The sequence below is a fragment of the Methanoculleus horonobensis genome, from assembly GCF_001602375.1.
Taxonomy (GTDB): domain Archaea; phylum Halobacteriota; class Methanomicrobia; order Methanomicrobiales; family Methanoculleaceae; genus Methanoculleus; species Methanoculleus horonobensis.
Map to the genome: position 1 here is coordinate 1 of NZ_BCNY01000008.1, position 11,833 is coordinate 11,833.

An 11,833-nucleotide genomic window follows, 5' to 3' on the forward strand; every position below is an offset into this window, starting at 1 on the left:
GAGGGGACAGGGGAGGGGGGAGCATCCCCCCTCCCCACCTGACGGTGGTCGAACTCCGTTCCTCGAAGCCTGACGGCTTCTCGAACTCCTGTCCTGCGGACAGTCGTTCTCCGGAACGTCGTCCTCCCCGTCAGCCCCACCCCCAATCGCGATATGCGACTGGCCGAAGGGCAGGAGCATGAGCACCATAGGTGCGCATTCCACTGGAAAGCCGTGCCAGAGGGTGCGATAAGTTCAACGTCCTAGATCTAACCAGAACTCCGCGGAAGTCCGGCTCCCTCACCCCTCCCGCACAAAAGAAAAAAAATTATACGAATTTCACGCCGACGTCCCGCATCTTATTGAACCGGGCGATGTTGAGGAGGAGGGGCGTCACGCTCTCGACGATGGATGCGGCCGCAAGCGGTCCCCCGTCATAGGCGCGGAGGCTCGAGATGTTGTTGACGATCTCCATGACCTTCTGCTTCGCACCGTCGTCGTCGCAGCAGACGGCAACCGAATAGTCAAGTTCCTCGTCGAGCATCTTCCACTTGTTCGCGGCGATGTTGTTGAACGCGGCGCAGACGGTCGCGCTCTCGGGGAGCATCCCCTCGATCATCATCGCCGCCGAGCCTTCCGGCGGAGGAGCGTAGTAGAAGTAGTTCGTACGCTCGATCGGGTTGACGGGGCTGACGACGATCTTTCCCTCGAACCCGGTCAGGGTGTTCAGGGTGGGAGTCACGTGCTTGAAAGGTATCGCAAGGACGACGATATCCGCCTCATCGACCGCACGCTGGTTGGAGACGCCCGCGAGGCTGCACTCCATCCCCTGCACCTGCAGGGTCTCCCGGCAGGTCTCGCAGGTCGCGACGGCCTTTATCTCCTCACGCGATCCCACGATCACGTCGTACTTCGGCGAGAGCCGGAGTGCCATGCCCTCCCCGATGTCACCGGTTCCTCCAACGATCCCGATCTTCACTGCTCCACCAGCGGTTTTAAGATGCTTTCGAGTGTGCCGAGATCCTGAACGCCCACCAGTTTCCGAACGAGATTCCCGTCTTGCTCGATAACGAGCGTAGGTACGAACTGGATATCGTATTTGGCGGCATACTGCCGTGTCTGTTCGGAATCGACACCGACGTCGATCTTTTTGATCTCGACTTGATCTCCCATCTTTGCTTTGAGCTCATCGATGATCGGTGTCTGCTGGTGGCACGGACCGCACCACTCGGCGAAAAAGTCCATTAAAACCGGTTTTCCCATAAGGCTGTACCCCGTTCAAACATTGTGTGTGAACGGGGCAATAAAGGTTGTTGTTCTTCAGCTGACAGAGCGTTTTTGCTATTATATTCGGGCAAAAGAGGTCCTTGGGCCTTACTTTGAGTGTGTCCCAACAGGAGATAAAAGTAACCTCGCCCTGAAGGTTACATCTCAGGACTGCCCTAGACGGGTTAGAATTCCTTCTATCAAACACAGTTGGCCACGCGCGTCCTTGGTAAGGGCTGCGTCAGACCCGCCTGGTCCCTGCGTGCGGCGCCTCGGTGGCATAGTGGTATCGCGCTTCCTTGGTAAGGAAGAGTTCGCGGGTTCGATTCCCACCCGAGGCTCTCTGTTCTTTCAGTCCGACCGATACTACCATGGCTCCTCGTATTCTGTCCTGGAAACGACTTTATCTCAGCATCCCTCGGTACTAATCCACATCACCGCATAGTTGGAAAGTTCCCTGGAATGGAGATCTTGCACAGACATGTTCTATACGTAGCGGAAACAGGACACGGAGGTGGAGAAAGTATTTAAATGGCGATGCTGAAATCTATTCACCCGTACTGTTTAAAAGGCGGCCGTCGGTGTGGGATGGCAAAGGACCCCCGACCCAAGAACGGCAGCGGAAAAGGTAATGTTGCAATTGCCATTTTTTACGCATGACCATATAATGGTTATCCTTTGCGCTTTGAGCACTATATAAAGAAATGTATGAAATCATGAAAAGTAAACCTAAAAAACCATCAAACAATGCTTGGATTGGGCGTGACGAAGCCGAAATCCGGGACTTGGATAAGTATTGGTCGAAGCTCAGTTGGCGTGAGCGAGACAATATCACTAGTATTGTACTGGAATCGCTGAATACTTTGGCCTTTGCCCAAGTATCTGCCGATGAAAAAGAGCGCATCAATGCTCTCCAAGAAGCATGTAATGCGTTGTGGGATGCCAACGAGAGGCCCTCAAAGATAGCAAGAATGCTTCATATCGTGCCTGAGGTTGGTTTCAAACCGCGCTACCGCGTGTGCATTTCAATAATCATGGACTTGGGATACGAAGAACTTGTGGCACTGGGAAAAAATCTCCAGATCGAGGGCATCGAATCGTTTCAAGGCAGTGTCGACGACCTCCGACGTTATTATATAAACCTCGGTGCGCACGGTACGCTGGCCACGTTCTACGCACTTCGTAATGCCCTTGGAAAGCGAGCAGCATCCCATTAGATGGGGTTCCATCCCCACCGTTTTTCCACAGAAACCGTTGAAATCAAAATTTATACGCCCGTCGCGCAGTCTCAAGCGTGATCGGCTCCCATTCACGGTCGAGCACGGTGTCCGACCATGCGAATCCGCCGGCACGCAGGAGGTTGCGGACCTGCATGCCGATCCCGAAATGCTGTAGCATCAGCAAGTCGGGGTCTTTGTAGATATCCTCGAAGATGCGCATCAACGCTCCTTCGGGGATATTCTCGATGAGATATTGAATGGCCTGTTCCCGCTCTTCGTCACTGATGCGTGCCGACATTCTCTCTTCCTGCCCGAATAAACCGCACCAGTTCCTGCGCCTGCATTATCAGTGTCATAAAAGTTACAGCCAACAGAGCGTAGAAGATTGCCATGGCAATCGGTTCGTGCCACTCCCGTCCGATAAGCCAGACCAATGCAGCGGTGATAAAGAACCGGAAGCCCCACTCTGCAGGATAGAGAAGGTCTCGCCAGTTCTTTTGTTCACTCATGAAGATGTCCTCAGAAACCATTATTCAAGATAGGGCTATATAAACATGTATGGTTAAAAAGGCTCCCGTCTATTTGGTCTCAGTTATTTGTATCACGCTACTGCTGGCCTTCTGTCTTTCTGCTGGTTGTAACGATGTTTTAGAGAGGGTGACCATTGAAGCTGCCGCACCTACCACCGTACCGACAACGGCCAGCCCAACGCCGACCTTCGAGCAACCCACCCCTACCATAGCACCAGGATCATCAGGAGACACCATTCGGATCGGTGCATTCAACATCCAGGTATTCGGCACGTCGAAAGCCTCGAAGCCCGAAGTAATGGACGTCCTCGCCAAGGTCATCCGGACCTATGACGTCGTCGCCATTCAGGAGATCCGCGACAGTTCCGGCACCGCACTTCCCGCCTTGGTCGACGCCGCGAACGCCGACGGATCGCAGTACGCTTACGTGGTCGGGGAGCGGCTCGGTCGAACCTCCTCAAAGGAGCAGTACGCCTACATATACGATACCCGGACGATCTCCCTCTCCGACGCCCACACCTACCCGGAGCCGACCGGCACGGATCCCTTCCACCGTGAGCCTTACCTGGTGGTGATGGATGCCGGCGACTTCGATGCGGTCCTTGCCGTGATCCACACGGATCCGGACGAGGCCACCGACGAGATCAACGCCCTGAGCGATGTGATCGCCTACATGAGTGCCAAGTATCCCGGCGAGCAGCAGATCGTCGTCATGGGCGACTTCAACGCCGACGGGTCGTACTTCAACGAGGACGGCCCGTGCACCCTGAAGAACAGCGGGTTTACCTGGCTCATCGGCAACGGCGTGGACACTACGACCTCCGCGACGGACTGCACGTACGACCGGATCGTCATCACCGACGATACCGGGCAGTACTTCACCGGGGACGCTGGCGTGTACCGGTTTGATACCGTCTACGGCCTGACCCTCGAGGAGACGAAGGCCGTCTCCGACCACTATCCGGTATATGCCGTCTTCAGCACCGGAGGCGGACCGGGGCCGGTGATCATTACAGAGACCCCGACCCCGACCCCGACGACCGTCGCTCCGACGAAGACGCCCACGCCGCAGCCGACCACGAAGACCCCCACACCTACGCCAGAACCGAGCAGCGCTTCGGGGGTCTCCGTCACTGGGCTCTCGCTGTCGGACGAGTGGGTGAAGATCTCGAACGGCGGCTCGACATCGGTCTCGATGACCGGCTGGAAGGTTCAGGACGATGGGGCAAAACACACGTATACCTTCTCATCGTTCACGCTGGCGCCTGGGGCCACGGTGACGTTGCACACCGGCGACGGAACGAACTCTGCCACGGAGCTCTATTGGGGGAGCGGCAGCTCGATCTGGAACAATGATGGAGACACGGCATCCCTCTACGATGCGAGCGGAAAATTGGTCGATTCGATGAGTAAATGAGAAGACCTCGCCTGAACTGCCGTCAATCCTCCGAGGTGCTGCTGAAGGCCAGCGTGTGGGGGCCCCAGAGTAGATCGCCCGGGCCTGGGCCAGTGCGAAGGCCGCGGTCGCCCGTGCGCACTCCCGGGCGAACCGCAGCAGCACCCACACCTGCAGCACAGACGCCACGAACACGCCGGTCGTCAGCACGCAGTAGACCGCCAGGCCGAGCGGGTGAGGGTACATCCACGTAGCCAGCCAGACCACCACGGCACCGATGAAAAACCTGAGCACTCGCTCGCCCGGGTAGGGCAGGGTTCGCTAGGTAGCTAAATCGACCATAGGAGGCATTTCGACCTCCTGGATGAAAAAGAGCGTAGTTTAAGAGGAGGGGGATTACGCCGTCGCGCGCGGAGCGAACTTCTGCAAAAGGTGCTCCCACTACTCCGGCTCTTCCTCGCGAACCCGGGCGAGCGCCTCAAACACCTCTCGATCCTCGTCGAGGATCCGATCTAGGATCCCCTTTAACTTCGGGTTGAGGTCCGGAGGGGTCTTTTCCCCCTTCCTCTCAGATGGCATACTTTTATAGTGGGGTGGGAAGGGCAAAATTGTTCCGCCCCCCTCACTCCCCTCCCCACCCTGCCGTAAATTGTTTGATCTCTTGCCGGGCTTCCGCGGGCCATCCGAGACCCGCATAATGCCTAAGCATCGTCTTGATGTCATGTCCAAGGGAGAGGCTGATTGACCCCTCCCGGTGCGAATGGCTCGCTATCAACCAAGATGCCCACGTCTTCCTCGTCATTTTCGGGGCTATTCCATCACAGTTTGCGAGCTGCCCCTCTGCGACCGCCCTCCCCGCCGCCCGGGCGAGAGTCTCGGTCCAGGCCTGGCGGCTTATCGGCCGCAGGTCTTCGGGGTTCTGCCGGCGGTACGCGAGTAAAGTCTCAACGGCTTGAACCCCCGCGGTGCTCAGGAGCACCGTCCTCTCAGCCTGTTTCACGCGCCTTTTCAATACGCTTCCCCTAGGGAGATCAATGGCCCTTCGGCTCGGTTTGTACCAACTAGGGTGATCCAAGAACCTATCAAATTCGACTCCTCGCATCCCAGTATATAAAAGACCATCAAGGCGCAGTTGATCTTTAAACGAGAGATACGAACGGATTGCTCTGTACTCAGATGGGTAAAGGACCCTGGTCTCCTGTTTGATAATCGGATCTGGAAGCATTAGATAGTGATCGAAGCATGATCCGATAAACAATGTCTGTGGTTGTCATGCTATGATAAGATGACAGGGAGGTGAACAGAATGGAAACCCCCGAGGGGGGATCCGGGGTGTGGAGATCGGAGCAAGTGGGGTAGTTGCCTGTCATAATGCCTATCGTGACAGGTAGGGAAAAAGATGCATGTGCAGATTTTCTAGCAATCATCCTCCAGAGGCAGCATATATTCCCTCATTGGTTGACCCCCCAGCATCCAAAGAGGGGGAGGTCTGAGAATTAATGGTGCTCCCATCCTAACTCTGAGGGGGCCAGCCCATCACCACGGATGCCCTCTGCGCCGCCTGGCCCTATGGTTCTGTGCTCAAGTAACAAACCGTTACTGCGCACTCCCTGCCCACGGGTTGTCCTGCAACCCCTCCAGCGGGTGACCCGACCCCCTCTTGACCATCACATCTCAACCTCGCCCCACGCTGTGGGACCCTCCCCCTTTTGGATATCGTCACCGAGGGGTTGTAGAGTCTATAAGTATAAGTCTACTTATACAAAATACGCATATTAGACGCAGGAAAACCAGGTAGACAAAAAGAGTGAGTTGGAAAGTCGTGCCCGGCAACCCCCTGGATAGCCCCTGGATAAAAGAACGGTATGAGCGCCTCTACGGGACGTTCAGGAATTCACAGTTCACAACAAAGGATGCAGCCCGAGAACTGGGAGGAGAGGATGAACGGACCGTGAGGGTCTTCTTCTCTGAAATGAACCGGGCGGGGCTGATTGAGAAAGAGAAGGATCCTGAAGACAGACGGCGAGTCCGTTATCGGTTCCTTCCGGCAGCGGAGTCTCTCAACTACGAAGTATCACTCCCGGGCGGCCCTAGATGCCGGCGCATCAGGCCGCCTGCATCCACAGGCCGAACACCCGCCAGCGACCTTCTTGATAACTTCGATGAGTTCATTGATGCTCTCACCCATCAGGCCGAGATCTTTGACCTGATGGCTGCATTCCGGGTCAGGACACTCGAGGACCTTCACGACTTCTTCTTCCTTCTGACCCTCGGGAAGATCATGAACCTCGTCGAGGGTTCCGGCTACGAGGTGGATATCACCGCTGATGATCTCCTGGAGGGAGGATCCGATCCGCTGGAGGAACTGATCGAGGTTGCGACAGAGGAGAGGCTGCTCACCGGGTTCCGGTCTGCCTGGAACCGTGAGGAACTCCAGGCGTTCAGTTCCCGGATGCGTCAGCGGCTTGCCAGCCGGGCCGGGCCAGAGTTTGCTCCGGATTCATTTCTGGAAGATGATCTCCCCGCCTTCATGGATCTGTTTCTCTCAACCGGGAGATATGATCTGGATGAATACTTCGATGTTGACCTGTTCCTGCATCTCTATGCTACCTGCTACCCCATCATCCGGGATGCCCTGCCGCATGCCCCTCCTGAAGTCCTGGATCTTCTCGTCCGGCTGGTCAATCCCCGGCCCGGGGAGAATGTCTGTGATCCTGCGGGGTGTGACTTTATTCCGCTGCTCCGGGCTTACCAGCATGTGGAGGAGCTGGAGGGGGAAGATCCGGCAGCATCGCTGTTTTACGGGCAGATCTTTGCCAGTGACCCGGAACTCCCGCCGGGAAGATCGCTATGGTACAGGCTGTATGCCTGCTGTCGGGTCCTCTGCAGCACCCCGGACGCCACCGTAGGCGTGACGACCGGGAATACTCTGCTCACCGCACCATTCAGGAGATTAACCGACCTTCAAGAGACGGCGTTTGACTGTGTCATCTCGACACCGCCGTGGGATCTTGGCGGTTACGGGAAGGAACGACTGAAGAAGACGGATGCCTGGTGGAGGCGGTTCCCATGGGGTGTTCCGTCGGGGAGAAGTGCTGACTGGGCGTTTGTGCAGGTTGCCGTCTCGATGGCAGGAGACGGGGGGCGAGTGGGTGTGGTCGTCGACCGGTCCGCACTGAACCGCGAGGGCGAGGACGAGAGGATTCGATCTGCGCTCATCGAGGAGAACCTTATTGAATGCGCTGTTCTCCTTCCAGAGCAGATCTATACAAAGACGCAGTTCCAGACCTGCAATGATCAGTGCGCCATCCTCCTCCTGCGAAAGGGACAGCGGCTGCAGGCTGATCCTCCCGAACCGGGAACAATCCTCTTCATCAATGCACAGGCACTGCATGAGAACCGGGTTGACGGATCACCGCTGCAGAAGTTGACGGAGAACGCCATCGACGAGATCCTGTTGGTATATGAACGATCCGTCGAGGGGGAACATTTCAGCCGACGGGTGGCGCACGATGAGATCCGTGCCAACGGGAGTTCGCTTGATCCGGAACGCTACGTTCCTGCCGAGGATGGTCTGGACTATGAATGTGCAATGCTCCGGAACCTCGTCCTGGACGCTGCATGGGGCATCAGTAGCGGTTCGGTGACCGGGCAACGGGTGCGGGTGGTTCGTGCACGGGATATCGATCCCGACGGGGAGATCCTCTCTTCCTCCATATCCCGGGAAACCATCGACCCCGCCACGCCCGACGGGGCACGCCTCGAAAAGGGTGATGTTCTGATATCATTCTGGGGTGCCGTGCCCACAAAGATCGCGATGTATGAAGGGATCCCCACCACCATCTACCCCCACCGCGAACTTCTGCGGCTCAGGCCCGATCCCCGGAGGGTGCTGGCTCCTTATCTTCTCAGCCTGCTCAGGATTCTCAAAGACACCCGGCACTTCCGGAGCAACGACAGAGATTCTCTCTTAGAGGAGGTTCTTGACCTGGCGATCGTCGTCCCGCCGCACTCGCGGCAGGCAGAGATCCGGAAGACCCTGGCGAATAACCCGGGCATGCAGTCGTTCATCGCCGGACTTCTGACGGCGGCAAACCGTGAGAGCGAGTAGGCTGGCTCTCTAAAAAAGAGGGTGCGTCAGGCCTCGTCTGGCCGGGCTCTACGTCCAGCTGGAGAGGAGTTGCATCCTCTGCCGGCATCTATCCCGCTACAGACCCGTGTCTCCCGGACGACCCGCCACATGGCGGCCTGAAGGGTTGAGGCAGAGCCGGTGGGTTCGCTGGCTGCCTGGAGAAATGACATGACGAGCGCACCCGGGACAAGCGCGTTGAGTGCAACGTTATGTGGCGGCAGGTATGACTCCTCCCAGGTGCTCTGTGCAAAGACACCGAGGAACACCAGTACACCCTCCGCGTCACGCATGTAGAGCGCCATGACGGCCTTTGCCTCGCAGAATATCTCCAGTTCATCCATTCTCTGCCGCAGAGCACCCTCTGCATCCACAAGCGTGATCCCGGGGGAATCGAGAAGTTCGATCTCCGGTTCGGGGGCGTACGGGACGACGAAGTATTCGTGGCAGGCCCCTGGTGCCTCCCCTAGGTGACTGCGGAGCACCGGCCCCGCTTCGGTCACGGTGAGGATGCCCGTAACCTCAGTGTACTGCTTGGTATACTGATGGATCTCCTCCGCTTCCTGCTGCTCAGTGCAGTACTGCACCATCTGCGCCAGAGAGGGGAATGTCCTGAACCTCCACCGGGTTACTGAGGAATTGATCAGCCTCATACGGTACCTCCGATGAGGGAGTCCGCCTGTGCATAGGCCCGGGCCGGGATCTGCGTATGCGTATGTTTCATCTGCTCACTCCCGTTCAGACAGGTCCTTCTTCATCACCGAGAGGCGATGGATCTTCCAGACGAGGTCATGCATCTCCCCCTCGAGCAGTTTGACGGGCAGGCCGAGCTCGCGTGCTTCATTGTAGTGAATGCAGAACCCATGGTCTATATACCCGTAGACCAGTTTCTCCGCAATCGCATTCACCTCCTCGGGAGTACGCTCTGCCTTCTGCATCCGTAAGGTGCGAACCAGGTACTCTTTAGAAATCTTCGGGGCGGCGATGATTCTTCCCAGGCTCAGGGGGAAGTGAAGGCGCTCTAGCAGGCCTTCGGCAAGATGCTCGTCACCATACTGGAACTCGCTCCGGATCAGCTGGAACGTCTCGATGATGTTGAGACACGAGAGCCGCTTGCCATCATCCGCAAATGGGTTGTCCAGAATCTGCGGATCCAGCGGGCCGAGTTCGGCCACCGGTGTCATGGAGATCGTGTCGGCAGCGCAGGCAATGAGCATTGCAGCGCTCTTCGCCCACCGGGGAACGATGACATTGAGCGATTCGTGGCCGATTGACCGGAAGAGGCAGGCGAGGTTGAACGCTGCCTCGCTGTACCCTCCGCTGGAGAAGAGGATCACGTTGAATCGGCCGTCGCAGTCATCCCCGATCGCCCGGAGTTCGTCGTAGACATCGTCGACTGTTCTCGTGTCGAGCACTTTTGTATAGAGGACATAGTACGTCTGGCCGCCGGAAAGGGTCTTCAGGGCCTGCAGTGTATCCTGGATCTCCGCATCCAGTTTCTCGGCGATTCTGTCGGCTTTCTGTCGCTCCCGTTCCCTCCATGCCGTTCTGCTCGACTCTCTCAGCGAGGCCGTGTCTTCCCCGCCATCGGTGGAGAGCAGCCCCATCATCTGCAGAACGCTCCCCGTACATCTCCCCTTTGTGCCGGTCACAGGCTGTTCGGTCATCAAGTCTCCTCCGCCCCCCTGTTACCTGAAGAACTCCTCGATATTCCGTGCAACCTTTGCCGCCCCGCGGGACTGTCCGGTGAGAGCCCGGTCGTAGGTTTCGGCAATCTCTGCCGATGAGCGGAGGGGCGATGTGGGGTACCTGATGCTCCCTGTGGTTATGTTCCGACAGTTCTCTGCGATCCGGCTGCACCCTTCTCTGTCGACGATTTTCATCGGTTTCTTTAACTCCTGCCCCGGGTGGGGCGTGGATATCGTCAGTGCCGGCGGCTTATGGGGGTGATGTGTAAGTGGGTTTATGGAAATGGGTGCAGAGTATGCGAAGAGGAGGGATGCCCTGTACCCTTGGGGATGGGGATCCGATCTTAACTTGAGAACATCTGTCAAAAAGGTGAGTAAATTTGAAACTAAATTATTCGTGATCCCTTCTTCCTATTGGCTTCAGGACGATTGCTAGGTTATCATAATACTCCTCGTCAATAGGGTAATCAATATCATCTTCTCCTGTAAACGTAAACGTTCGGTACTCATCCTCAGTTTCCGGCAAAATGAAGATCTTACTGAATTGCTTTCTAATTTCTTCATCGTCCTCGTCAATATCGCTAACTTCTTTAATTGTAGTATTAATTAGGTTCAGATTATTAAATTTGGAGAGCCTTGCCTCAAGCTCTTCAATATCACATGTATCCCACATTTCGAGGATACTATCAAGTTCTGCAGAATTGTCATATATTTCGAATTCATATGTTTCCTCGCGATAGACCGGCGTCCAGATCCTCACTATTGCTTTTGCCATTATATCACGAATGAGATTAACTCCTTCGCACTAGATAATGGTATGTTTTCTTATCTGGATAAGTCAATTTGAGTAAAAGGAAGTATTAATGCGATATAATGTTCCATAAATTTTTGATACACATATCTGGGAGATTTAGTGTTAAAATCCTCTTTATGCAACAAGCGGTTTATTTAAGGTTATTTCCTTTTGACCCACTGGAATCGTAATGGACAATTTGAAAACTGTGGCTGATTTTGAACCCTCAGTCCCAGATTACATTATAAAATATGGATATATTCCTCATTTGATGTTTTATCCTAGATCGCTTTAGAGCCGCCCTATGTTTTTAAGTATTTTATAATCTTCACTGCAGATTGGTTTCCTAACAGTTATTGGCCAGTCTGATCTGCATGATTCTGGCCACTTTTCACCACCAAAATGACAATATTTTTCTGGATCATTTGAACCCCCTGGGTGACTGCGGTGACAACTGGAGCAGAGTGGCCTGAAATAGTTAAAGGGTATCTGAGTTCCACACCGAATGCAAAATCCCTCGCCTGTTTTATCATTTGGAACATCGTCATCAGAGTCGTCATTACCGGATTCTCGACAGTAAATTGCCCAAATGTCTTTAGCGACGGGGATTTGTCTTTCACTTAAATCATTTCCGTTTCTTTTACGCTTGCCAAAACCATATGCAAATTGCTTGTGTCCCGAACTAAGATAACCCATTTGGGATATTTCAAACCATTGATCTGCTGTAATCTGCTGGACATCATCTTCGTCCACTAACATCACCTCATAGATTAACTGATTAAAGGCCCTGAATGAGGCATTGTCAATAGGGGGCATATATATATGTCGGTTT

The 11,833-nt window shown here is 55.2% G+C and carries 13 protein-coding genes and 1 tRNA gene; 4 read left to right on the forward strand and 10 right to left on the reverse strand.

The annotated features are described in order from the left end of the window. Positions 1–307: 307 nt before the first annotated feature. A complete protein-coding gene (gene npdG, locus MCUHO_RS01165) occupies positions 308–958 on the reverse strand; it encodes an NADPH-dependent F420 reductase (RefSeq protein WP_067072491.1) in 651 nt (216 codons plus the stop codon). Beyond that, positions 955–1,242 (reverse strand): thioredoxin family protein, encoded by a 288-nt coding sequence (locus tag MCUHO_RS01170; RefSeq protein ID WP_067072493.1) that lies wholly within the window; start codon positions 1,240–1,242, stop codon positions 955–957. The genes npdG and MCUHO_RS01170 overlap by 4 nt, the downstream gene beginning before the upstream one ends. A 272-nt stretch (positions 1,243–1,514) precedes the next feature. Here MCUHO_RS01170 and MCUHO_RS01175 point away from each other — a divergent pair. Then, positions 1,515–1,586: transfer RNA gene (locus MCUHO_RS01175), tRNA-Thr, on the forward strand. A gap of 363 nt (positions 1,587–1,949) precedes the next feature. After that, complete coding sequence (locus tag MCUHO_RS01180) at positions 1,950–2,462, forward strand: hypothetical protein (protein ID WP_153019970.1); 513 nt, start codon at positions 1,950–1,952, stop codon at positions 2,460–2,462. Positions 2,463–2,505: 43 nt separating this feature from the next. Here the strand turns inward: MCUHO_RS01180 and MCUHO_RS01185 are convergent, their stop codons facing one another. Beyond that, entirely contained in the window at positions 2,506–2,763 is a 258-nt protein-coding gene (locus tag MCUHO_RS01185; protein WP_067072497.1) for a hypothetical protein, read from the reverse strand. Further along, a complete protein-coding gene (locus MCUHO_RS01190) occupies positions 2,744–2,974 on the reverse strand; it encodes a hypothetical protein (protein ID WP_161485858.1) in 231 nt (76 codons plus the stop codon). Before MCUHO_RS01190 ends, MCUHO_RS01185 begins: the two co-directional genes overlap by 20 nt. Before the next feature lie 49 nt (positions 2,975–3,023). Here MCUHO_RS01190 and MCUHO_RS12890 point away from each other — a divergent pair, with 49 nt between their 5' ends. Continuing rightward, positions 3,024–4,412, forward strand: coding sequence for a lamin tail domain-containing protein (locus MCUHO_RS12890; RefSeq protein ID WP_084385853.1), 1,389 nt, complete (start codon positions 3,024–3,026; stop codon positions 4,410–4,412). 420 nt (positions 4,413–4,832) lie between these two features. Here MCUHO_RS12890 and MCUHO_RS12705 read toward each other — a convergent pair whose 3' ends face one another. Next, the gene (locus tag MCUHO_RS12705) at positions 4,833–4,970 is read right to left on the reverse strand and encodes a hypothetical protein (protein ID WP_161485859.1); all 138 of its coding nucleotides are present in this window, start codon (positions 4,968–4,970) and stop codon (positions 4,833–4,835) included. Positions 4,971–6,600: 1,630 nt separating this feature from the next. Between MCUHO_RS12705 and MCUHO_RS01205 the strand changes: the two genes are divergently transcribed. After that, entirely contained in the window at positions 6,601–8,502 is a 1,902-nt protein-coding gene (locus MCUHO_RS01205; RefSeq protein WP_161485860.1) for an N-6 DNA methylase, read from the forward strand. 26 nt (positions 8,503–8,528) lie between these two features. Here MCUHO_RS01205 and MCUHO_RS01210 read toward each other — a convergent pair whose 3' ends face one another. From MCUHO_RS01210 to MCUHO_RS12505, 5 genes are all read right to left on the reverse strand, one after another. Continuing rightward, positions 8,529–9,173 (reverse strand): hypothetical protein, encoded by a 645-nt coding sequence (locus tag MCUHO_RS01210; RefSeq protein WP_067072507.1) that lies wholly within the window; start codon positions 9,171–9,173, stop codon positions 8,529–8,531. A 75-nt stretch (positions 9,174–9,248) separates the two neighbouring features. Next, complete coding sequence (locus MCUHO_RS01215) at positions 9,249–10,187, reverse strand: SDH family Clp fold serine proteinase (protein WP_067072509.1); 939 nt, start codon at positions 10,185–10,187, stop codon at positions 9,249–9,251. 21 nt (positions 10,188–10,208) lie between these two features. After that, positions 10,209–10,403, reverse strand: coding sequence for a hypothetical protein (locus MCUHO_RS01220; RefSeq protein ID WP_067072511.1), 195 nt, complete (start codon positions 10,401–10,403; stop codon positions 10,209–10,211). 196 nt (positions 10,404–10,599) lie between these two features. After that, positions 10,600–10,983, reverse strand: a complete 384-nt coding sequence (locus MCUHO_RS01225; RefSeq protein ID WP_067072514.1) for a hypothetical protein — start codon at positions 10,981–10,983, stop codon at positions 10,600–10,602. Between the two features lie 309 nt (positions 10,984–11,292). Continuing rightward, complete coding sequence (locus MCUHO_RS12505) at positions 11,293–11,754, reverse strand: hypothetical protein (protein ID WP_153019972.1); 462 nt, start codon at positions 11,752–11,754, stop codon at positions 11,293–11,295. Between the last annotated feature and the right edge of the window lie 79 nt (positions 11,755–11,833).

Bases quoted from the DNA above. Each gene is read 5' to 3' on its own strand.
- MCUHO_RS01180 (WP_153019970.1), top strand. From the start codon at position 1,950: ATGTATGAAATCATGAAAAGTAAACCTAAAAAACCATCAAACAATGCT.
- MCUHO_RS01210 (WP_067072507.1), bottom strand. From the start codon at position 9,173: ATGAGGCTGATCAATTCCTCAGTAACCCGGTGGAGGTTCAGGACATTC.
- MCUHO_RS01185 (WP_067072497.1), bottom strand. From the start codon at position 2,763: ATGTCGGCACGCATCAGTGACGAAGAGCGGGAACAGGCCATTCAATAT.
- MCUHO_RS01190 (WP_161485858.1), bottom strand. From the start codon at position 2,974: ATGAGTGAACAAAAGAACTGGCGAGACCTTCTCTATCCTGCAGAGTGG.
- MCUHO_RS01170 (WP_067072493.1), bottom strand. From the start codon at position 1,242: ATGGGAAAACCGGTTTTAATGGACTTTTTCGCCGAGTGGTGCGGTCCG.
- MCUHO_RS12890 (WP_084385853.1), top strand. From the start codon at position 3,024: ATGGTTAAAAAGGCTCCCGTCTATTTGGTCTCAGTTATTTGTATCACG.
- MCUHO_RS01205 (WP_161485860.1), top strand. From the start codon at position 6,601: ATGGCTGCATTCCGGGTCAGGACACTCGAGGACCTTCACGACTTCTTC.
- MCUHO_RS01225 (WP_067072514.1), bottom strand. From the start codon at position 10,983: ATGGCAAAAGCAATAGTGAGGATCTGGACGCCGGTCTATCGCGAGGAA.
- MCUHO_RS01215 (WP_067072509.1), bottom strand. From the start codon at position 10,187: ATGACCGAACAGCCTGTGACCGGCACAAAGGGGAGATGTACGGGGAGC.
- MCUHO_RS12705 (WP_161485859.1), bottom strand. From the start codon at position 4,970: ATGCCATCTGAGAGGAAGGGGGAAAAGACCCCTCCGGACCTCAACCCG.
- MCUHO_RS01220 (WP_067072511.1), bottom strand. From the start codon at position 10,403: ATGAAAATCGTCGACAGAGAAGGGTGCAGCCGGATCGCAGAGAACTGT.